We start from the raw sequence: 21,433 nt of genomic DNA, 5'->3' as shown, positions 1-21,433 counted from the left end.
GATTATCCATAACTTCCAGCAGAAAGGAATCTTGAGCATGAATGCACGCAAAAACATTTATATCGTACTGACCGGAACGGGCACCGCCTTCAGCGGATTAATTAAATGGTTCACCAAGGCTGAGTTGAATCATGCTTCGATTGCCTTTGACCGGGAACTGCAGGAGGTCTACAGCTTTGGACGGAAAAAAGTGCATAACCCGTTTGTGGCCGGACTGATCCGCGAGCATTTTGACCATCCTTTTTACAGTACGGCGGATTGCGCAGTCTATGAGATGAATGTGAGTCTTGAGGAATACGATACCATGTACAACCATGTACAGGGCATGATGGAGAACCAGAAGCGCTACAAATATCATCTGCTTGGCCTGATCGGAGTCCTGCTGAACGTAAAATTCAACCGGGAGGACGCCTATTTCTGCTCCCATTTTGTCGCTTCTGTCTGTGAAGAGGCTTCCTGCCGGCCCGTGGCCAAGCCCTCCTGCTTTGTCACACCAGAGGATTTCGCCGAATCACTATGCGCAAGTAAAGTATACAGCGGCAAGCTGTCCTATTATATGCACCTTACACATGGCAACACTTACATAAACGCAGCAAAGGTATCTGCCTCTTCCGCAGCAGCGTCAACCGCACGCAGACTCCTGCTGGCAGAAGAACGGGCCGAGGGAATCATCTAAAGATTCATCCTCAGCCCGTTTCTATACGGCTGTAAGCCAGCACAATCTGCTATTTAATCCGGTGACTTTGAAAATAATCCTGCCAGTCCCCCTGTATGGTCACCGTTACCGTATCTGTTTTGGTGCTATACGCATTCCTTGCTGTAAAAGTAAACGTGACCGGCCCGTCGGGCAGCCTTTCGAATGATGAATCGTACAGTTCACCGCTCCACAGCTTCTTACCGCTGTCATTCGGAGTCAGCACGGTCCGGTACCCTCCCGTCATCGTGACCTCAATTGTATCCGGCATCCCTGTTGCGTCTGATTGCAGCACGAAGCTCTCCCCCGCCCAAAAAACACTGTAGCTCCGCGGACTTTCTGCCGTCCCGCTTTTTTTCATATTATAAGCCTGCCGGTTGTTATTCCATTCCGCTGTATGGCGGACAGCACCTTGGACAGTCAGCAGACTGACCATAAAATACTTGCGCGGAGACACATTGCTCCAGTTAAATCCGTCATACACCTCAACCTCCACGGCGTATTTCTGGTTCTCTGCTAGTGCGCCGGCCGGAATCTGCCACTCCTGTGCGGAGGAAGTTTGTTCCCCTGACTGTACAGTAACTGCCCCGGTAGCCAGATTAATGACTTTTACTTTATAACGCTGCTGCGCATCCCCGTCTTCATCCTGATAAGCCCATTTCACTACAGGTGTAAGTGTGTTCATTACCGTTGGAGCACTCTCGCTGCTGCTCACCGGATAAGTGATGCTTGCTGCGGGGATACGGTTGGCTACCGTAATTGTCTGAATCAGTTCCCGGCTGAGTCCCAGCGAATCTGTTACAACCTGCCGCAAGGTAAAGGTTCCGTTAGTGCTGAACTGCTTGGTGAATGTACTTAGCGTGCTGGCTAACCCTTCTGTTCCGCCGGACGGTTTTAAATAATACTGGTAGCTGATGCTGTCGCCTGCTGGTACATCTGGATCTGTCGCCGTTCCTTGAATGGTCAGTGTATCAGTACGATAGATCGGTAACCTTGCAGCATTACGGCCTGTGTCGGTTACAAGCATAAACCCGGGCTGCGGCGGATTGTCGATGATGAATGCCTTCTCATTGGAGACGTCCGACCAGGAGTTCATCGAGTAAACCCGCCCCAATACAGTAAAGAGCTTAAACCTCTCAAAAGTTCCGTTTGGCACCTGATATTGCCTTATCGTGCCAGCGCTATCCGGGGCTTCTACTGATTTGGCCAGAATGCTGTCTTTGGTGTAGAACTCAAGTGTGTATTTTTCCTGCGTATCCCCCTCTGGATCGATGTAAGTCCAGACAATTGTTGGATCCCCTGCAATACTGGCATCAATTATAGTCGGGCTGATTACAGTGCCAGCCGGGGACGTGAGAGTCATAGAGGGCTTCAGATTTTCCCGAACAGTCACTTTGAGGCTAGCCACATTGGATTTTGCACCAATCTGGTCGGTTACCCAATGCTCAACCGTATATATTCCGGTATGGTGGAAATTCACATCGATTGATTTATGATTGCGAAGGATACTGGCCTGCCCCTCGCTGTCGATGATCCTCCAGTAATACTGCAGGCTGCTTGCATCTGAGCTGTCGAGATCGGTTGCTCCAGAACTATATGTCCTCGTGGTGTACTGCGTGGCTTCCGCAGGTCCAGACAGCTCGGCTGTAGGGACATGGTTCAGAATTTCAAACATCCGGGTAGCATAAGCCTCCTGGCTGCCGTCTGATACGTTGAGCCTCATTTCCCAGTCCCGTGATATAGCAGCCTTATCTGTTATGCCCAGCCCGCTAATCAGATTCCGGATGACCACATTCTGGTTCCGTGTGCTGCCGCTATAACTATAACCGCTGTTACCTTTACGGCCGTACCAGGTGTAGGCCAGTGCATCACCGTCTGCATCCGGATCTGGAGTCATATTTTCCATCGCCACAATATCATCCCGGTACACCTGTGCAGGCATGTTGAATTGCGCTACTGGTTTTTGATTGATGACATTTGCCCATTGCGCGTAGTAGTCCGACCATGCTCCTCTGTTATCCCGCACTCTCAGGACAACCTGATAGCTTCCTGCTCCGTAGCCCGTGAAGCTTGGCGGAACAGTAATTGCGCCGTAGTGATAGTACACCTGGGTCCCATTTTTGCGGATTACCCATTCGTAGGTGTCCAGGTAATCATTGTCGGGGTCATATGACTTATCTGTTATTACCGTGCTTTTTCGGTAACTCACATTAATAGGATCGATAATAAAGTTTGCAACCGGCGGTAAATTGGCACCTGTGCCCAGAACCTGAGATGTCCAGTCAGACCAGACTCCGGCACCTTTCAGCCCGTCCACATCCCTGACCCTCAGCCGTATTTCGTATGCATCCGTTGTTGGCCGGCTGCTTAACTGGCCGTCATTCCATGCTTCGTCTCCCGCTTTTCTCCATTGCCATTGCCTCTCATATAATCCTTTGTCAGCTGCACTTGTATGATCAATATCATACGAATGATCTATAATCTGTATACTGTTACCAATAAGCTTTGCCGAAAACATGGCCGTAGGTTTCCTGTGTACTAGAAATATAAGTGAAGACTCATTGTCTCTGCTCCATTTCCGAAATTCATCGAAGTTATCACCTGAAGGATTATCCCTGACCTGTACTATTGCATTGTACCAACCTGGGTATGCAAACGAGGTATACATCGATGTTCGCCATAATCCAGAATCACTAATCATTGAAGTAGGATTATCAAAATAGTTAGGATCATGCTCATACCTAAACCGGGTTGATATTTGCGGGTCAGCTTCGTAATCCTTATACGATGAGCTGATCTCAACCGGCGAATTAGTTAAGTAGAAATTCTGATTCTGCAGTTTATGTTTAACATGAAAAGTGAATTGCCCGCTTGCCTTATAATTTCGCCTATCCACTACTTTAACTGTCCCCGTATAGCTGCCTGGCGGCAAGGAATCTTTGATGGCATCTATAGGGATAGTAAATTGTTGAGCTGTGTATGAGTTGTAGATTTTGATCCTGCGGTAATACACATTAGGGATCTCTACAATAACATCCAGCTCTTCATTATCGGGATCTTGCGCATAACCGGTAACATTCAGAATATTTTGCCCGTCCACATTATAGAGCGTAGCTCCGTTTTGAGTGGTCAGAGACAGGGTGGGCGGTGAATTTACTTCCAGCTTAATATCCACTATATCCATTAAAGGCCATTCACTATATCGACCATTTTGTAAATTGTCGGTATATAAAAACATATGACGAATCTTTTTGGGATCATTAAGTAAGTATCGGTCATACCATCCAGTGGCTGGTTTTGAATAATCCAAACTATAGCTAGCCGCTGGAATTGATAAATTCATATGGTCTCTTGGTGTTATAACTAGATCCGTATAAACGTTGGACGGCTTTGAATTCAATTTGTGAATGAGATTTCCTTGCGCGGGGTGTCCAAGGTCCAAATTACCACTTAACCAATAAGGCCCCCAAAAATCATTCCTTGTAAAATAATTACCTGAACTCAAGACTTCTCGGTAATCCCCCAGAACGAAGCCCGTAACTTCAACATAAGGATTAGCAAGCATTGCTTTTTGATCCCAATATAAAGTGTCTTTTCCTGGTCCTCTTTCGACCGTAATTCCATAGTTTATGTCTGGTACATCATAGCTTAATACTCTTGTCACACGATTCCACTTTATGTTGGTCACCTTGAAAGCACTTCTATAGCCCGTCACCGTTGAATTTATATAATAACCCCAATATGGATCATCAGTTCGATAAGTATAGGGATTATATACCGGTTCATGAAAATTATTCGGCATAGTTATCGTTCCATAAAATGCCGGAATTTCAACATCCATGTAATTGACTACAGAAGTGTTTGCTGCATTTACTTCAGCCTCTGGCATATAAGGGATCATTGATGCAAACATAGCAAAACATAAAATGATTTTGCCAATTAATCTATGTACAGATGATTTTTTTCGTTCTTCCACCCTAAATCTATCCCTTCTCCATTACCATGACCAATCTGAGGTCGGAGGACGATTTTCGACCGTTACAATTCGTTCGAGTAACGGCTGCGTATCAGTATTCGCAGATTTGCGATCTGCCGCAGTCACAAACGCATCTATCGTAGGCTGCCCAAATTCTTCTGTCACGGTTAGCCGGATCTCGTATCTGCCCACTTTTTCCGGATAAAAATTTATGCGGTCAAAGTTAGCGTTATTTATTTGAACCCATGCTTCTCCTGTGAAATTTCCGTTGTTATCTGAATCATATCGATATTCCCAGACCCGTTTTGCCAGGTGGTCGTAGTCAGTTGAAACGGTGAAGTCCTCCAGAGTTACACTTGCCTTATTTCCATTGTCCGGATCACGGTAGACTATTAATGGCATCGAAATGTAGGGTAGAGGTGCTTCGTCAGGGACAACAGTGAACGTGAAAGAAGTCGTTCCGGAGTATCCGGCAGTATTTTCAACATACAGGGCAGCCTTGTACTGTCCGGGCGTTTTCATAAGCACATCTACTTCTTTGGTTCCTACAAGGCTTCCACTATATTTGATATCTGCATTGGTACCGCCAGAGACTGCAGTAATAGTAAAGCGTGTGCTGCTTTCTATGATTGGGAAATCATCCGAAACATTTTTAGTTGCATTACGAATTGTGATTTTTCGATTTTGCTTCAAGGTGCCCAAAAGCTGGATTTTAGCTTTCGGTGCAGGAGCTACAATCTTGATATCACGTGAGGTAGTAGCAGTCAAACCGTCGTTATCTGTAACTGTAAGCGTGATGGTCTGTGTTGTATCAATTGAATCCAAATCGTATGATGTATCACTGGACTTGCCGTATAATGCAAGATTTACATTTGGATGCTGCCAAGAGTACTTGACGATTGTGCCGTCAGGATCGAAGGATTCGGCTCCGGATACGGTAAAATTCTCGCCGGCAACTACTTGATCAGGCATGGTGATTCGGGCAACCGGCGGTTTACCGGTAGCTGGTGTGGGCGTAGGGATAGGTATACTACTTGGCGGTGGACCGTTATACGTTCCAGCATTAATGGTGAAATTCTCACTTAATGATGATATGCTTCCTACTGCTGTAACCACCGGCTTAGCAAATCTTACAGTTATGGTCAAAGTGTAATTCTGAGTAAATTCAGGCTGCGTAGCAGCTTCCTGTTTTGAAATGTTGAAATCAAACTGCCTCTCACTGGACAGCACCTTTGCCGTATCTTTTTTAGTGACTAGTGATGCATCATCACCTGTCTTTTTGGCATAAAAAACCCATTCCAGGATGTTGGAAGTATCTGTATAGGCAGCTAAGGATCCCTTCAGTGATAGCTTCACCGGTACCGCCTTTTCGGAATATTTTTCAGGGTTAGGGTTAGGCGCAAGCAATGCGACTCCTCCAGCTAAAGTCGGTTCCGTTGGAAGGACATAGTCAAATGTGACGGTACCAGCATAGCTATATGAAGTAACCTTAGCTGTGCCTGTGAAGTAATAGGGGAAAGTAGTGAAATAGAGCCACCCTTTAGCCCAGCCACCCTTCATGTAATCAGGCAAATCCTCCGGCTGTCTTTGAGCAGAGGGAATCTTATAGGTAACAAGAAACTTCCCGGCCTCTACTTTCGCCTCCCCTTTGTCTCCGTACATTAATTTTTCAGTCACAGGAACTATGCTAGACAGTACTACACTGCTAAATTCTACTTTGTTATCTCCTTTACTATCATCCCTATACCATTTTGCTATACTTGGATCTACTGGTTCAGATCTTGTAAGAACAGTATTGGTAGGCGGAACCTCGGATGGTGTCCCAAAATCTTCTGCACTTCTGATCTTATAAACATTGATACCTTTATCTTTGTCATACTCATTTATTTGCCAGCGTCTTCCGTCTGAATATAACCAAATAGAGTTCCCTGGATTCGATTTAAAATGCTCAAATTTTTCCCCATCAGTCCCCTTTACAGGAAACGTCTCGAAGCTCTCGTTACCTTTAAGTTTCAACTTAATTTTTCCATTTTCTAAAATAATGGAATCAATAAGAGAATTGTTACCGGAATACTTGAATGTGTTTACTTTTATTGACCCTGATGAAACACCATTAGGCAAATCTATTAAAAATGATTTCGCTGAGTTACTTGAACCTATTAGTCCCTTATTAACTGGAATAGAAACAGATGCTGATTTCAAAGTAGGGGCTGAAGCTGAGTACGCACTCATAGGACTAATGAGTGCGATTAATAGTGAAAGAACAATAATTTGATTAAATTCTTTGATTGATCCCTTAAACATCCTTTTCTTCTACCATCCTTAAGTATTCTTTAGTGTTTTTAATTTTGAGAGAGATAAAAAATAATTCAAAATCACCATTATACGTGTAAGCCTGATATGAGCTAAGTTTTTGACCAGGGGCAAGTTTCCAGCCCCAAAGCGCCAAAGGACTGTTTATTTTATCCCAAAGCTTATCGGGCATAAGTGCGTATGCTTCTTTTCCAAAAAACAATCTCCATTTATCGGCTAAATCCTTAGATGTTTGCTGTACAACATATTCGCTATTATTGGTAATGGTAAACTTGGTCCAAATGAAATACTTATCATTTGCTATCCCCGTAAAACCATATTGCTTAATCAAAGCTTGTGCCGCAGCCGACTTTGTCTCATAAATCATAATTTTCTCCAGCGTGTAACTGAATCCATCAGCCGTAACTGTAGCCGGTAACTCAATGTCTTTTTTCAGCCCATACTTAAATAAATTATCTGTCATAACCGCGGCTGGTTTTGTTGAAGTGGAAGCTGCTGCTGCTGCTGAAACCGTATTCTCTTGCGATCCTCCACCCATTGAGAGCAGCTGACTCAATAAAAATACCGCTGCAGTTACTTTAACAATCGACTTTTTCATAATAATATCCCCTTTAATGTTCTTATGTTTAACTTCTGGTTCGAGCTAATGCCCCCCCCCCCGCCTAGTCCCCCATCCTATACTCCTGCACCGCCGGTACAATGATGGCTTCTTGAACCTTTGAGCGGGAGATCAGGACCGGGTGCTGTGTCTCAATGACGGCGATGACCGAAGGGCCTTGTATGTATTTGGTGATGCCGTAGGTACTGTCTTCGTAAAGGAACGGAAAAGCCGCTCCGGTTGAATCATCGACAATGTCGAATTTCATAATCTTCACTTGGGTTTGCAGCCTGCTGCCCGTTATAGGGGATAAGCTGTCGTCAAGTCCGAGGTTTACCTGCAGTGACTCACGGAAGGTGTTGTACGCTTCAGCGGGATCAATGATCAGGCGTCCCCGTGCACGCTCGGTTTCATTAAGCTCCTGAGATGCATCGTGTACAGCCATGTTGTTGGCATCTTTCAGCATGCTGCGCACCATGTCCCACTCCTGATTTTGAATCTGAAAAAACCAGGAGTAGACAAAGATCAGCAGGACAAAGGCCAGTTTGATTACGTAGTCCATAGCTCGGAACCATTCCTCAATTAATCAAGATATTCACTCATTATTGAACCGTGTCCGTAATAACGTGTTGGCTGAGACTTTCCCGAGAAGTCATAAGGAAACAAATGTAACCGTGGAGCACTAATGTACACGTCAAGCCGCTGTCTACGCTCCTGCACAATCTCCGTATTGCTGGAAATCACAATAGAAGTCTCCGGAAAGCCAACAGCCTTCAGATTGGCAATAACCTCATTTTTCATAGAGCTGGTGACTATTCCTTCTGTAGCTGCCTTTTGTGTGATGTAGGAGGTGTTGGCTTTGACCTGCAGATCGAGCAGATAATCAATGTAAGTAAAAATAGGCTGAAGGAGAATAAATAAGACCAGCCACATAAACAATGCCCGGAGGACCGTTTCCTTCACGCCTGTCCCTCCCTCTAGTATTGCTCGACTTGCTTGGTATGTTCGATGATATCATCCTGACTGCTGCCGATTATATGGGTAGCCGCCGTGATAAAAATCCCGGCAATTACAAAACCGATGGCCAAAAAAATGGCAACTGAGATCGAATCCTTTTTCATAATTGCTTAGACCGCGGGCCGGGTTGGGGCTTGTACCGCTGCTGTTGCTAAACCAGGCTCTTTGAACTCAATCACACTTACACTTACTCCGGGAATATCCGGTCTGTTATCGTCCGCATCATTGACTACATCACGGACTACAGGGACGAGAATCGCGATAACAATTGCCACACAAAGGAATCCGATAGCGATAAACAAACCAGTTGAAATAGCGTCTTTTTTCATTGTAAATATCTCCCTTTTCATTTTATATTTTTAAACGCTGCTTGAATATATCAAAAACCTCATCCAAGCAAATTCTTAGACAATGGAACGTAATCCAATCACTGGAACATTCCCACTCCGTTAAAATTCCCTTTGATCAGCATAATGTACTGCATTGCGAGCGATACGATCATCAGGAATGTGGCGATTGAGGGGATAACGTTGATAATAGTAGAAACGTCGCCGATAAAGGACCATTTTTTCAAATACTGATCGCTGGATATTTTGGTGATAATCTTACCCTGCTCCCTCAAGTAGCTGGCGGCCTCGTTATCGTCATCCATCCCTTCCGTTGCCAGCAGAATAGAGCGGATATCGTTAATAAAAGCATGCCTCTCCGGGAATTTCCCGCAAAACCATTCAATCGCCTTCTCTGTCCCCTCATCCACCGCCCGCTCGGACAACTCGTACAGCTCCTGCCGGATGTAATGAAATTGATTGGCCGTCCCCGCGCAGAAAGCACCGAACTGTACATAACCGCGCTTACGCAGCCTGTTATTCTCGTATAGCCGGATAAAGGAGATCAGCTCGCCGTCCTTTTGGATCAGCGTCTTTTGATGCAGCCAGGCCAGCAGCCAGCCAAACGGCAGATAACGCATGGGACTGCTGACGATCAGGATAAGCAGGGCTATCAACAAGTCGGTACCGGAAAAAGGGGCCACCTGCACAAAACCGCCAACCGCCTGAACCGCCAGGTACAGCAGTGCCGCCGAATACCGGAAAACCGTGATTTTACCTGCAGATACCGAAAGCCCGCTGGATTGCAGCAGCTGCTGCAGCCGTTCATTCCGGACCTTTTCGCCAAGCGCTGTCCACTTGATCCCCAGCCGTAATGCATAACGCTCCTGTTTGCTGCTGCTGCTCACAAATACAAGAAAGGCCAGATAAACAACGCCGCATACGGCAATTAAAAGCAATACCCGTTCCATCTTAATATCACCTCAGTGGTAGTCCAGTTTGGGCCTGGCAAGTATGGTACTGATAAGGAAGGATACGAACAGTCCGGCTATAATGACCATCAGAAAGGCAAGACCGACACTCGTCTGAAACTGCAGTTTGAAATAGACATCAGGCTTCAGCATATACATGAAGGTTCCGACAGAGGATACCAGCACAACTAAATTACCGTAAATCCCCAGACTGATCGCATCCCGGCTGCCTGCTTTTACCGTCAAAATGGTCTCCCGCTGCTGCTCCATTGAGCGGTTCAGCATCAACAGCGAGCTTTTGAGATGACGGGTTCCCTCTTTCTCGCAATATAGCAGATCAGATACAAACTCTATGGCAAAAGTAGTGCCGATCGCACCCGAGAACCGCATCGCCTCCTCCTTAAGCTCATATTCATTGCTGTAATTGGCAAATCCCGCTCCCAGTAGCCTTAGCGGAGTTTTCAGCACATTTTCCTCAGTCAAAAAATCTGCCGTCCTCGACAGAATGCTGTCTACCGACAGGTGCGTAAACTTGGAAGCAATTTTGATCACATCAAGCAGATCATAGCTTCCGCGTACTTTCCGCTGGGCGCAGATGTATCTCATCCGCAGGTATGGAATACTTGCCGCAAGGACTGATACAAACAGCGGAAGCCGCCAGGCCTCCTCAATAGGCATCCGTTCCCCGAAGCTGATCCCATCCAGAAAAGGATTACTGAATCTCATATGCCCCGGCAGCTCCCTGAGCGTAAGCATGGTGGACACAAAGACTGCAGCAAACAGAAAGGCTGTTTGCAGAGAAAATCGCATCACACTGATTCCAGGCTCATATCTCCGGTGTGCAAAATACAGCAGATCATCCAGGTGCCGGTACAGCCAGACCCGCTTATCCGCCCTGCTGACTTTTTTGCGGAGCAGAGTCCTTCTAAGGTTCATCTGCATATCGACTTTCTGCCCCAGCTGCCGTAAATGCCGCTCAATCAGCGGTCTCACCATCAGCGATAGGCCAAAAACAACCAGTAAATGCAGGGCAAAGCGGATGATATAAAAAACAAACTCCACGCCTAACGCCCCCTCATTCGTTCAGCACAATCTTTGACTTCAGGCTTTCCTTTAGCGGCTCCTCCATCGGCTTCATTGCTGCCAGGTGCCCCAGTTCCCGGATGAATGTGCGCATAGCTGCAGCATTCTTTTTGGTCATCTTGGCCATCAGCTTCGCGGTCAGCTTGTCATTATAGCTCCAGGCCGAACGTTCTTCCTCCCAGCGCATCAGATCATTGGCAAACACTGAATTGCGCTCTTCGTCATAAAACACCTCGGAAATCCGTGCCAGCCGCTTCTTGCCGTCCGGGACGCTTTCCAGAATAAACACCAGCTCGCATGACTTCAGCGCCGAGATCAGATGTCCCTTCAAGCTGCCGCCGATCCGTGTGGAGACTGCAAAAGCGCCCTGGTACGGAATATCCTCTGAATCAACCGTATGAAAAGTTCCTGTAATCCCGTCATAGCCCTTCTCGCCGCTCCACAAATAAAACTCCCACTCGTTATAACGCATTTCAGTCATATAGAGGATGTTCGGATCATGGCGCAGTGACTCCACCCCAACCTCCATCAGCTCCTCGTTGGCCGCCTGAATCGGAATAATCCGGTGCCCTTTAATCTGGTACGGCAGAATCGACTCCGGATGCTTCTCGATCATCACCACCCCCATGCAGGAGCTGGAGCCCAGCAGCTGTTCGCCTACGATCGTGTTCGCAAAGGTTGTTTTGCCTGAACCTACAGCCCCCGCGATGATTGTGTTGCGGAATGTGCCGGCCAGCGCACGGATCAGCTCTATAGCTTCCGCCGGGATACATTCTGTTCCCGCCTGATCCTCCAGATCAAGAAACTCAACCACCTGCCGCCGCATGGAAATGGTTGTGAACCCGTCCCACACCCTGGGCGATACCCAAATCGCAAGCCGGATGAACCGGCCGGGCCAGAGCGGATCATCCATTTTGAACTCCACCGAAGGATTGTCTTTGTTCAGCTTTTTGCCCGGATCACTTTTGAGGAGAGAGCGTTTGAGCTGCTCCACCCGGTCCAGCGAGGGCATCTCATACGGATAAGCAACAAACTTGCCGCGGTGATTATAAAAAATCTGCCGTCCGATCATCTGCAGCCCGGTAGATTCACTGTAGGCACGGTCTGTAAACCAGCGGTAGGCCGGACCGAATCCTTTCCATTCATGAAAAAGCGCCTCGGCAGCAGTCCGATAAGCCTCCGGTACTTCGCCGGTGAACGGTGTCTTGCGTAAATATTTTTCAATCTCATTCATAAAAAAACTTACCGCTTGAGGATCCCCAATCAGCGCCTTGGCATTCAGCTCGAAATAGCTGTCATCCTCCCGCTCCAGCCCTGCGTTCATGTCCTGCTTCATCTTGTGCAGAAAAGCATAGAAGTCTTCTTTTCCCGGGATGCTGGTACGCAGGACACTCTGTTTCAGAGAAAAAAGGGGGCGTGCTTCCGGTAACAATTCTCCTCCACACTGTCCGGACAGATTGAACGGCAATTCAGTTTCAGTTGCCTGCGGGTTCTGCTTCCGCCCTCCCGGACTGACATAACGCTGTCCGCTCACCCTGCGCGGCTTCTGGTATATTTCTTCCCGGTACTCAATCATTGAAAGATCCCCTTCTTCCGCACTTCCTGCGCAAGTCCCAGAGAGACCAGCAGGGAGTGAACCTTATCATCCACATGCTGAAGCTCTTTTTTACCTAAAGGCAGGCTATCCAGCAGCGGCTGATAATACGGCAGCTCCAGCAAAATTTCGCAGCCGAAGCGCAGCGCCAGACTTTTGGGCGAGGACATCTCCTCCACATTGCTGCGGTTGATGATCCACTGAAAATCCTGCGGATGCAGGTCCATATGTCCGGCAAGCTCCATTAGAGCCTGCAGCCTGTATTCGTGTCTGGGATGCGTAACCATCATGCGCAGTGCCGATTTCTGCATTCCGGTATACCATGCGGCGCTTTCGGGAATCGAACCAAAGTCAGCCACCACCACATCCGCATGTACACGCGCTTCTGCCAATAGATATGCGATCTCCTCCTCCTGGTAATCATGGACGCTCAAATAGTCGAAATTGCCGGGCAGGTATACATATCCGTCCTGCTTAACCAGCCCTTCGAAGTCCTCACCATGAAGCATCTTGCCGGTAATCCGCGGCCGCAGCCTGTCCAGGCTGATCTGGGTTTTACGGTCATAGCCGGGATCATACAGATCCAGCCCCAGTAAAATCACACGAAACCCTGCGGCGGCAATCCGTCTGGCGAACAGCTTGGCTGTACTGGTACAGCCGATTCCCGGTCCCGAGCCGAAAAATCCAACCAAATTACCGCGTTCTACACGTTCCTCCTCTGTAATAAAACGCAGCTTTTCGATAATTGCCGAGGCTGTAGAGCGAGGGGGCACAAAAAACACCCCCAGACTTTCGCACAGCATATGAATAGCCTGATAGCCGTGTACCCCTCTTTGCAGATACAGATACAGGATCGTGGACTGCGCATATTGACGGCTAAGTTCGGTTAAAGCGGACACAGGGACCTGTTCACTTGTTACCAGCAGCAGATGGCCTTCGGTGTGCGCCGGTTCTGGCAGTACATTTTGCGTAATGACCGTAAATCCCGCCAGTTTGATCTCATTAATCGTCAGTTGCTCGATCCCCAGACTGAATATTTTCATGAATGCTCCTCCTTTCTACTCCACACGAACAATCCACAGCTTGAGACCCTGCTCCAGATACTGACCCAGCAGCTCACCGTCGCTCTTCTTGAGCTTTAATTCAGGCGCCGCCACCTTGCCGGTTGAAGTAACGCGGTTATTGGTGTTGCCGTTCTCCGAGTCAAGCACATCATTGTTATCCTCAGAACGTACATAGTTCACAGTAACGCCGCTCAGAAACACCTTTCGGGCGGCTGTTGTGGCCCCGGAATCCTTCTGCCCGCTGTCAGATGAAGGTGCAGTTGTACCTGAAGGCTGAAAGCCCCCTCCTGCATCACTGCTTCCACTCCCCGGTCTGTCTGCTTTATCGCCTTCCACCAGGTAAATATCCACCTTGTCCCTGCTGCGCAGCGAGCCGTTAATGGCATAAATCGCCTCCTTGGGAATGGGGAAAATCCCTTCATCAGCCTGCGGCTCCAGATCACTGACATCTACCAGCGACGAAGTAAGAATGCTGCCGTCCATTAGATTGACATTGGTTATCTTGTCCTTTACCTGGCTGTACTCCGTAATGACACCTGAAGGAATGTCCTTGGTCTGGACTGAATCGAGATAGAGATCGCTTTGCTGGAGCTGAACATTTTTCGGTATAAATCCGCCGTCGGCCGCTTTAATTTTGACCACGGTCTGCGAAAGCACATACGGCTTAAAGTAAAGGTCGTAGCCGAGCAGCCCGCCGAACCCGGCGAACAGAATTAGAAAGGCAAACAGATAATTGCGTTTTAACAGTTGTCTGCGCTGTGAAGCCAAGCTCTTACCTCCTTGAGTACTGTTTTTTGGAACGAAAAAAGGCACTTTGGCAGACTTCGCCAAAATGCCGGTAAAATGCTTTTTTACCTGTAAAGCTCTTCAGAACTATAGGGTTAGTTAAACACTACTGTTTTATTGTGATGCACCAGAATGCGGTCTTCAATATGCCACTTCACAGCCCGCGCCAGCACAACCCGCTCAATCGTACGACCGATCCGTTTCAGCTCGTTCACATCATCGCTGTGGCTGACCCGCTGCACGTCCTGCTCGATAATCGGTCCCCCATCCAGCTCCTCAGTGACATAGTGGGCGGTTGCGCCAATAATCTTCACCCCGCGCTGGTAGGCCTGCGCATAAGGTTTGCCGCCGACGAACGCCGGCAAGAACGAGTGATGGATATTGATAATCCGGTGCCGGTAATGCTCGATGAACGACGGTGAGATGATCTGCATATAGCGGGCGAGAATGATCACATCAATGTCATTGCCGATAACCTCAAGCTGACGCTTCTCGGCTTCAGCCTTGGTGTCAGCCGTAACCGGGATATGATGGAATGGAATCCCAAAGGATTCAACGTAAGACTGCATATCGGTATGGTTGCTGACAACCATCGCAATATCCGCATCCAGATCACCGGCCTGCCATTGCCAGAGCAGCTCAACCAGACAATGATCTTCTTTGGAAACAAAGATCGCCAGTCTTTTCTTATGGCTCACATTAAAAATCTGCCAGTCCATCTTAAAGCGCTCGGCAACGCCGCCAAAAATATTGCGCACCTCATCCAGCCGCTCGTCCAGCTTGGGCAGATCAAACTCCACTCTCATGAAGAACATACCGCCGTCCGGGTCCATCGTATACTGGTCTGACTGGACGATATTTGCTCCATGCTGATACAAAAAATGTGAGACAGCCGCTACAATACCCGGCCCGTCCGGACAAGAAATGAGCATGCGCGCCCGGTCCGGATATTGTCCGCCTGAAGAATGATCTCTTTTCACATGTAATTCCATAGTCCCCTGTCCATCCTCTCAAATGCTAGCGCAATCTGTAGTTATTCTTAAGCGTTCACGAGTGCCTGTCTGCCTGCCAGCCAGGCGATCAGGCGCTGATTGACAGCTTCCTCACTAAGCTGCGGGAAGAGTCCGGCTGCCAGCACATTGTCATACAGACGTTCCAGCGGCTCGCGCGGATCAGCCTTTTTGGCTTTGGCGTCATTCTTGAGCAGCCCCCATACATCTAGAACATACCCGCGGGGATCAAGCTCCTGCTTGGCGAAGAACGAATGCAGTTCTTCCACTTCCTGCAGGAATTCTGCACCGAAGCGTTCTGCCACATTACCGCGCAGCAGAGCGATTTCGATCTCGTACATCGGACGGAGCTTCTTGGCATCCTTTCCGATCCATGGAGTCTCCAGAATAAACGGCAGCCCGGCAAGCGCTTCGTGGTGGACGACTTTATTAATCGTCTCAAAACCGATCCAGCCTGAGCCAATTGGAGTATGGCGGTCTTTCCCAGCTCCGCGCGGATTTTTGCTGTCATTGATATGGATTACTCCAAGCCGCTTGAGGCCGATAATCTCATCGAATTGGCGGAGCACACCGTCCAGGTCGCCAACGATGTCATAGCCGGCATCGTGAATGTGACAGGTGTCCAGACAGATGGACAAGCGCTCGTTATGAACGACCTTGTCAATGATGGAGGCAATTTCCTCGAAGCTGCGGCCGACTTCTGTTCCTTTGCCAGCCATTGTCTCCAGGGCAATATGCACTTCCGTCTCGTTCGTACCGCCAAGCACTTCATTCAGTCCATCGGCAATCCGCTGGATACCGTATTCTGCATCCTTGTCTGTATAAGCCCCCGGATGAAGTACGATATGTTTGACCTCCAGCTGATGGGTACGGCGGATCTCCTCCTGCAGAAAATCAACAGCAAGCTGATAGGTATTATCCTTATAGGAACCCAGGTTAATGATATAGGGAGCATGTACCACAATCTCTTCTACGCCATTCGCTTTCATCGCGAGCTTCCCTTCAGCAGGGTACATCGCTTCAATCGGCTTGCGGCGCGTATTCTGCGGCGCCCCGGTATATATCATGAACGAACTGGAACCATACTCATTTGCTTCATTGGCTGCGCTCAAGAGACCCTTGTCCGCGCAGGACACATGTGAACCTATTTTCAGCATGCCTTTTTTCCCTCTTTCCTTCACGAATTAACCCTTATTCTACCGTGATCGGGAAAATAAATCTAGGCAAGCCCCGGCAGGCCGCTTCAGCTTCGCAAAGCTTTAGAAATACGCTATACTTTAGATGAGATGAAGGTTTGTGACAATCATCATTGTCAAAGGCGGTGTATACATGTCTTCTGAACTGGGATTCAGGTTATTAACGTCCATGCCAAGCAACTGGTTTATGAACTCCATCGCATTTTGGACCTTTTTACTGCTGGGCTGCATGTGTATCGGCGGTTTTTTCATGTTCCGTAAATTTCTCAAGGTGCTGCCCAAAGCGGACGGCAAGTCCAAGCTGGACTGGCAGAACTACTGGGTGGAACGCAGCCGGCCGCTATGGAGCGACGAAATGAAGGCTTTTCTGGACCAGCTCGTGCAGCCGGTGCCCGGACCCTTCCGCGATATCGCCAAGCATTCCATCGCTGCCGAGATCGGCAAAATTGCTGTTGAAAGCGGCGCTCCGGCGGTGACCCGGGAACACTGCATTAAAGGCTATATCGTAGCTACCCCGCGCCGGGACAACAAGTTCCTTGTATCTTTCCTGGAAAAGAACGGGATCGACTACTCTCCCTACCGTCATCTGATCAAGTAAGCCGCATCCTGAAACGGAGGATTTCTGCATGAAATACATTATCTGCGGCGGCAGCGGCTTTATCGGCCGTGAGCTCACTGAATTGTGGCTTACAGCCGGACATCAGCTCATTGTCGCAGGACGCACGCTGCCCAAAGACGCATCTTCTCACCCTGCTCTAAGCTATACAACCTGGGACGACCTCGCCGCCAATCCGGAATTGGCAGAGAACGCAGATGCGCTGGTCAATCTGGCCGGAGCTTCGCTCAGCCAGCGCTGGAGCGCTGAAGGTAAGCGGGCTATTATGCAGTCCCGGCTTAAAACGGTGGAAGCCGCCGGCAGACTGATTGCGGCGCTTAAGCATAAGCCGCCTGTTATTGTGCAGGCTTCCGCCGTCGCCATATACGGCACCTCACTCACGGATACCTATAATGAAGACTCACCTGCCCGGGTTGTAGATTTCCCATCAGAGGTGGTCCAGACCTGGGAGGCCGCCGCCGATGCAGCCTATCAGGATATACGGCTCATCAAGCTGCGGACCGGTGTTGTGCTCGGCAACGAAAGCGGAGCCTTTCCCAAGATGAAGCTGCCCTATAAGCTTGGCTTTGGCGGGAGAATCGGCAGCGGAAAGCAGTGGTTATCCTGGATTCACCTTGAGGACATCGCCCGCCTGGTCGATTTCTGTATACGCACCCCGGAAATAGCCGGTCCCATTAATGCCACCGCCCCCAATCCGGTGACAGGCGGGCAGTTCGGCCGGATGATCGGCAAGGTCTACCATCGTCCGCACTGGTTCCCGGTTCCTGCTTTTGTGTTAAAGGCAGCTGTCGGCGAGCTGTCGGAAATCCTGCTGGAAGGCCAGCGTGTACTTCCTTCCAAAGCGGTAAGCCATGGCTTCACCTTCAGCTATCCGACTCTACAGCCGGCACTGGAACAGCTGAAATCAGAGAAGCAATAATTCATTCAGGCGGTACGAAAAGTATAGCTGCCCTTAATAATTGTAAAGACGCTGCCTTCGGTCAGCGGATATTCTTTATAAGGAATCATTGGGTTCCCCTGATACAGCGTGCCGTTCCGCGAGTCCAGATCCTTAATGATGTAACCCGCAGGGCCTCTGGAAATTTCTGCGTGCACCCTGGAGGCTCCCTCCGACTTCTCTACATACTGGGCCACATCAGGTGACCGGCCGATTATGAAGCTTGCACGGTCCAGTTCAATCTTCTCGGATGCTCCATCCTCGTCTGCGCCGGTGCGTTCCAAAAAGGGACCGGCAGGGCGGAGCTGCCCCTTCTCCTGTCTGCTGAGCGCGCTATCGCTGGCCGTGAGCAGCGCTGTTGCCGCCACTTCAGCGGGCTGAGGCTGCACTTGCCCCGCAGCCCCTAATAGTGAGCCCCCGGAATCCTGCCTTACCTGTGAAGGCAGCTTCTGTTCAGCCCCTTTCTGAATATGCGGCCTTGCCGGCATTACCGGATTTCTGCCACAATCCCACTCTGAACGGAGCGGTTTACTGCTCACACTGCGCTCCCGGGTCTCAGCTAATGCAGGTTCAGGTATCTCTCTGCTTATGTCACTGACTGAGTCCCGCACAGCCATGATCCTCCCGCTCCACACCATCCAGCTTACAGCCGCCAATATAGCAGTAGCAGCAATACAAACAGCCAGCCACAGGGTCATCGGCCTGTCCAGGTACAGGAACTTCCAGAGCAGCGCATCAGCCAGAACAGCACCTAATATAGTATAAGTTCTGTAGGAAGAAGGCACTGCTGCGGCAGTTTCTCCTGCATCCTCCAGATCACCTTCCTCGAACTCTTCACTCAGCCTCAGATTCGGCAACCCGTTTCCCCATCGCTGCTCCTTAGCGTGGTTACTGTCACTTGCCGTTTCCTCTGAACGGGCACTTAGCTGTCTCTGCTTCATAGATATTCCCGCAGCTGCAGGAGCTGCAGAAAACCTTGCCGGTACATAAGATTGCGGGCCCTCTCTATGCCGGACTGGCATTTCTCCGGATACAGCAGTTCCCCCATCAGACGCCCCCATTAACGACACGGCTTCTGTACTGCCTGCAAACTTCCCGGCAGAATGATCTTCTGCGAGCAGCTCTGCCAGCAGTCCCTTAAGCCCTGACGGTGAAAAATCCCCGCTCCCGCAATATTGAAGTAATCGCTGCAGCCCGCTTCCCGATAACTCCGTCACAGATGCAATGAGCACCATAATGAGCGACTTCACTGCTTCTCCGGGAGATATTGGCGCTCCTGTCGGCTGCAGAGGTATGTAGGTAAGAAACACCTTGCCGCTGCCGAGCGGTCCCTCGATAAAAATATAATCCTTATGAAGCGCGTACTGCTCAGCCCGCAGCATATATTGCCTTCCTTCCTCCATTCCCCGGGCAATCTGCAGCAGCAGCCCGAAAAGCTCCGTCATGCTCATCTTTTCGCTTTTCAGCAGATGACTGAGCATTTTGCGCCGGGATACGGCGTACTCCAGCGTCACCTTGAGGTCAATTTCCCTAAGCAGCAGCCGCAGATGATGCGGGATAGCAGTGTTCATCAGCATCTTCGCCTGGACCATATTCAGCTCCGCCAAAGATAATCCGTACGTAGTACCAAGCTGCATGGAGATGCCGTCCTGTTGTATGAAATCACGGTTTAATCCAAACAAGATATGTTCCACCTCCCGATCTAAAAGCAGAAATAGGTATACAGAAATCCGGGAATCACGGCCAGCATAAACGGAAACCTTAGTACCTCACCGCCTGAACCGCTTCTAAAAAGAACAGGCCTCTGCAGCAGCAAAAGTCCGGCGGTTATGCTCAGTGTACTGCGGATTCTCCCGGCTGCCTCCCGTCTAAACAGGACAATGATCCAGCCGATTACCGCCCCGAATAATATGGAATACATAATGACCTGAAAGGTAAACCATATCCCTGTCCAGGCTCCGATCCCCGCAAAAAGCTTCACATCTCCCGCCCCGACCGCTCCTACACCATACAGGAGCAGGAGAACGGCAAATCCGGCAGCAGCACCAGTCAGTGCAAACAACAGTCCGTGACCTCCGGATACAATGCTCCTTGCCAGCAGTCCCGTTGTCAGGGCAAATACGGAAATCCAGTTCGGTATCCTCATCCACCGCAAATCTGTGACAAAGGCCGCTGCCAGAATCATCAGACAGCCTCCAAAGGCCCACCCTGCCATACCGTCCCCTCCTTCATTTATAATCTTTTTACAACCCTAAAAACTGCCTCCAGGCTGGTGCCATCCTCTAACGTAACTATAAAAGTCCAAGAACCGGGTGTCGTATTTACCCCGATCTTCCACTCCCATTCAATGTACCCGGACTCGTCGGCCTGCTTCCAGCCTAAATGCCTGGCTGTACTTTGACCGCTTTTGTAGAATATCGAAAGATTTGCCGTTGCTCCCGGAGGAATCTGAACCTTGATTTTTCCCTGCTTGTTGGCAACACCAGGGTCGGGCTTCTCCAGTACGATGATATAGCCCTGCGGCTCTTCAGTTCCGCTCTCTCCGCCCTGTCCGGAAGCATCGGTGTTCCCTACCCATACCCGTTCTAAGCTGCTGGCTTCCAGCACAATTGCTTTATTCAGAAAAGGCACCTTCATCGGAAGCTCGTAACTGACAACCAATCCGAAGTACGGGTGTGCACCTTTCTTTAAATCGGGAATAGTGACATTGGAGACATGGATCCGGTCATAATCAAGCCAGTCTGTGGCCAGGTAAGGCTTCATTAACGGTTTAAGTACATGATCAAGCACAGCCTCCGAGGTCTCAGCCTGCAGCTCCTGCAGTGGGCCCTCTGCCCGCTGCACAGCCGTTCTGACCCAATCATTGATAGGTGCCGGCATCTCCTCTACGTAACTGCCGCTCCACTCCTCAAGTGACAGGCGGGGAATCCTCCACTTTCCGGAGGGTGCACCTGCGGCCGCTTCATCCGCTGTCCCTCCTGCATTAGCAGCAGTGTCTGCCGGATCCGGGCCGCCATTGTCTGCCTGACCCCATTTCTGTGCCGCCAGCGCCGCCGGATAGATATGCGTGGATATCACCTTGACTGTGTCAGATGCCGTACTTTGCAGCGCCGTGGAGTATAGGGTCATCTGAATGATAAAAATCAAAAACAGGACAAACAGCAGAAACAACGGGAGCACCATCGCCGCTTCAACAACCATACTGCCTTCATCCCGCTGCATCTCAGGATTCTGATTCCGGCCCTTCATTCT

The 21,433-nt window shown here is 49.3% G+C and carries 20 protein-coding genes; 3 read left to right on the top strand and 17 right to left on the bottom strand.

What is annotated here, in order from left to right; translation table 11 throughout:
• The first annotated feature begins 37 nt into the window (after nt 1-37).
• The gene (locus AC4G46_RS06335; RefSeq protein ID WP_491127175.1) at nt 38-676 is read left to right on the top strand and encodes a hypothetical protein; all 639 of its coding nucleotides are present in this window, start codon (nt 38-40) and stop codon (nt 674-676) included.
• 49 nt (nt 677-725) lie between these two features.
• On the opposite strand, the gene AC4G46_RS06330 is transcribed toward AC4G46_RS06335, so the two are convergent.
• The 14 genes from AC4G46_RS06330 to AC4G46_RS06265 all read right to left on the bottom strand — a co-directional run bounded on the left by AC4G46_RS06330 (nt 726) and on the right by AC4G46_RS06265 (nt 16,589).
• Entirely contained in the window at nt 726-4,670 is a 3,945-nt protein-coding gene (locus AC4G46_RS06330; RefSeq protein WP_491127174.1) for a glycoside hydrolase family 78 protein, read from the bottom strand.
• A gap of 21 nt (nt 4,671-4,691) precedes the next feature.
• Nucleotides 4,692-6,974 carry a hypothetical protein gene (locus AC4G46_RS06325; RefSeq protein ID WP_491127173.1) on the bottom strand — a complete coding sequence of 761 codons (2,283 nt, stop codon included), beginning with the start codon at nt 6,972-6,974 and terminating at the stop codon, nt 4,692-4,694.
• Complete coding sequence (locus AC4G46_RS06320) at nt 6,967-7,581, bottom strand: hypothetical protein (protein ID WP_491127172.1); 615 nt, start codon at nt 7,579-7,581, stop codon at nt 6,967-6,969. The genes AC4G46_RS06325 and AC4G46_RS06320 overlap by 8 nt, the downstream gene beginning before the upstream one ends.
• Nucleotides 7,582-7,645: 64 nt before the next feature.
• Nucleotides 7,646-8,143 carry a hypothetical protein gene (locus AC4G46_RS06315; protein ID WP_491127171.1) on the bottom strand — a complete coding sequence of 166 codons (498 nt, stop codon included), beginning with the start codon at nt 8,141-8,143 and terminating at the stop codon, nt 7,646-7,648.
• Between the two features lie 20 nt (nt 8,144-8,163).
• Nucleotides 8,164-8,544, bottom strand: coding sequence for a hypothetical protein (locus tag AC4G46_RS06310; protein ID WP_491127170.1), 381 nt, complete (start codon nt 8,542-8,544; stop codon nt 8,164-8,166).
• 14 nt (nt 8,545-8,558) lie between these two features.
• On the bottom strand, nt 8,559-8,702 hold the full coding sequence (locus tag AC4G46_RS06305; RefSeq protein ID WP_491127169.1) for a hypothetical protein: 144 nt from the start codon (nt 8,700-8,702) through the stop codon (nt 8,559-8,561).
• Between the two features lie 6 nt (nt 8,703-8,708).
• Nucleotides 8,709-8,927 carry a hypothetical protein gene (locus tag AC4G46_RS06300; RefSeq protein ID WP_491127168.1) on the bottom strand — a complete coding sequence of 73 codons (219 nt, stop codon included), beginning with the start codon at nt 8,925-8,927 and terminating at the stop codon, nt 8,709-8,711.
• A 98-nt stretch (nt 8,928-9,025) separates the two neighbouring features.
• A complete protein-coding gene (locus AC4G46_RS06295) occupies nt 9,026-9,895 on the bottom strand; it encodes a hypothetical protein (protein ID WP_491127167.1) in 870 nt (289 codons plus the stop codon).
• Nucleotides 9,896-9,907: 12 nt separating this feature from the next.
• Nucleotides 9,908-10,957 (bottom strand): hypothetical protein, encoded by a 1,050-nt coding sequence (locus AC4G46_RS06290; RefSeq protein WP_491127166.1) that lies wholly within the window; start codon nt 10,955-10,957, stop codon nt 9,908-9,910.
• A 13-nt stretch (nt 10,958-10,970) separates the two neighbouring features.
• Entirely contained in the window at nt 10,971-12,554 is a 1,584-nt protein-coding gene (locus AC4G46_RS06285) for a hypothetical protein (RefSeq protein WP_491127165.1), read from the bottom strand.
• Complete coding sequence (locus tag AC4G46_RS06280) at nt 12,551-13,615, bottom strand: CpaE/TadZ family protein (RefSeq protein ID WP_491127164.1); 1,065 nt, start codon at nt 13,613-13,615, stop codon at nt 12,551-12,553. The genes AC4G46_RS06285 and AC4G46_RS06280 overlap by 4 nt, the downstream gene beginning before the upstream one ends.
• A gap of 15 nt (nt 13,616-13,630) precedes the next feature.
• Nucleotides 13,631-14,404, bottom strand: a complete 774-nt coding sequence (locus tag AC4G46_RS06275; protein WP_491127163.1) for a CpaB family protein — start codon at nt 14,402-14,404, stop codon at nt 13,631-13,633.
• 113 nt (nt 14,405-14,517) lie between these two features.
• Nucleotides 14,518-15,414: a formyltetrahydrofolate deformylase gene (gene purU / locus AC4G46_RS06270; RefSeq protein ID WP_491127162.1), complete on the bottom strand. Its 897-nt coding sequence runs from the start codon at nt 15,412-15,414 to the stop codon at nt 14,518-14,520.
• A gap of 47 nt (nt 15,415-15,461) precedes the next feature.
• Nucleotides 15,462-16,589: a deoxyribonuclease IV gene (locus tag AC4G46_RS06265; protein ID WP_491127161.1), complete on the bottom strand. Its 1,128-nt coding sequence runs from the start codon at nt 16,587-16,589 to the stop codon at nt 15,462-15,464.
• Nucleotides 16,590-16,761: 172 nt separating this feature from the next.
• On the opposite strand from AC4G46_RS06265, the gene AC4G46_RS06260 reads away from it, so the two are divergent.
• The gene (locus tag AC4G46_RS06260) at nt 16,762-17,226 is read left to right on the top strand and encodes a DUF2621 domain-containing protein (protein ID WP_491128806.1); all 465 of its coding nucleotides are present in this window, start codon (nt 16,762-16,764) and stop codon (nt 17,224-17,226) included.
• 28 nt (nt 17,227-17,254) lie between these two features.
• On the top strand, nt 17,255-18,163 hold the full coding sequence (locus tag AC4G46_RS06255; protein ID WP_491127160.1) for a TIGR01777 family oxidoreductase: 909 nt from the start codon (nt 17,255-17,257) through the stop codon (nt 18,161-18,163).
• A gap of 5 nt (nt 18,164-18,168) precedes the next feature.
• On the opposite strand, the gene AC4G46_RS06250 is transcribed toward AC4G46_RS06255, so the two are convergent.
• From AC4G46_RS06250 to AC4G46_RS06240, 3 genes are read right to left on the bottom strand one after another with little or no spacing between them, the layout of a single operon-like run.
• Nucleotides 18,169-19,863 carry a DUF6382 and FHA domain-containing protein gene (locus tag AC4G46_RS06250; protein ID WP_491127159.1) on the bottom strand — a complete coding sequence of 565 codons (1,695 nt, stop codon included), beginning with the start codon at nt 19,861-19,863 and terminating at the stop codon, nt 18,169-18,171.
• A 20-nt stretch (nt 19,864-19,883) separates the two neighbouring features.
• On the bottom strand, nt 19,884-20,396 hold the full coding sequence (locus AC4G46_RS06245) for an A24 family peptidase (protein ID WP_491127158.1): 513 nt from the start codon (nt 20,394-20,396) through the stop codon (nt 19,884-19,886).
• A 17-nt stretch (nt 20,397-20,413) separates the two neighbouring features.
• Nucleotides 20,414-21,430 (bottom strand): TadE/TadG family type IV pilus assembly protein, encoded by a 1,017-nt coding sequence (locus AC4G46_RS06240; protein ID WP_491127157.1) that lies wholly within the window; start codon nt 21,428-21,430, stop codon nt 20,414-20,416.
• Nucleotides 21,431-21,433: the final 3 nt, after the last annotated feature.

The sequence above is a fragment of the Paenibacillus sp. fava2 genome, from assembly GCF_058313675.1.
Note: the sequence above shows the minus strand (reverse complement) of the source record. Positions and strands in the feature narration are given on the sequence as shown.

Coding starts and splice junctions, on each gene's coding strand:
- AC4G46_RS06335 (WP_491127175.1), top strand. CDS start 38: ATGAATGCACGCAAAAACATTTATATCGTACTGACCGGAACGGGCACC.
- AC4G46_RS06325 (WP_491127173.1), bottom strand. CDS start 6,974: ATGTTTAAGGGATCAATCAAAGAATTTAATCAAATTATTGTTCTTTCA.
- AC4G46_RS06320 (WP_491127172.1), bottom strand. CDS start 7,581: ATGAAAAAGTCGATTGTTAAAGTAACTGCAGCGGTATTTTTATTGAGT.
- AC4G46_RS06315 (WP_491127171.1), bottom strand. CDS start 8,143: ATGGACTACGTAATCAAACTGGCCTTTGTCCTGCTGATCTTTGTCTAC.
- AC4G46_RS06305 (WP_491127169.1), bottom strand. CDS start 8,702: ATGAAAAAGGATTCGATCTCAGTTGCCATTTTTTTGGCCATCGGTTTT.
- AC4G46_RS06300 (WP_491127168.1), bottom strand. CDS start 8,927: ATGAAAAAAGACGCTATTTCAACTGGTTTGTTTATCGCTATCGGATTC.
- AC4G46_RS06295 (WP_491127167.1), bottom strand. CDS start 9,895: ATGGAACGGGTATTGCTTTTAATTGCCGTATGCGGCGTTGTTTATCTG.
- AC4G46_RS06285 (WP_491127165.1), bottom strand. CDS start 12,554: ATGATTGAGTACCGGGAAGAAATATACCAGAAGCCGCGCAGGGTGAGC.
- AC4G46_RS06280 (WP_491127164.1), bottom strand. CDS start 13,615: ATGAAAATATTCAGTCTGGGGATCGAGCAACTGACGATTAATGAGATC.
- purU (WP_491127162.1), bottom strand. CDS start 15,414: ATGGAATTACATGTGAAAAGAGATCATTCTTCAGGCGGACAATATCCG.
- AC4G46_RS06265 (WP_491127161.1), bottom strand. CDS start 16,589: ATGCTGAAAATAGGTTCACATGTGTCCTGCGCGGACAAGGGTCTCTTG.
- AC4G46_RS06260 (WP_491128806.1), top strand. CDS start 16,762: ATGTCTTCTGAACTGGGATTCAGGTTATTAACGTCCATGCCAAGCAAC.
- AC4G46_RS06255 (WP_491127160.1), top strand. CDS start 17,255: ATGAAATACATTATCTGCGGCGGCAGCGGCTTTATCGGCCGTGAGCTC.
- AC4G46_RS06245 (WP_491127158.1), bottom strand. CDS start 20,396: ATGGCAGGGTGGGCCTTTGGAGGCTGTCTGATGATTCTGGCAGCGGCC.
- AC4G46_RS06240 (WP_491127157.1), bottom strand. CDS start 21,430: ATGAAGGGCCGGAATCAGAATCCTGAGATGCAGCGGGATGAAGGCAGT.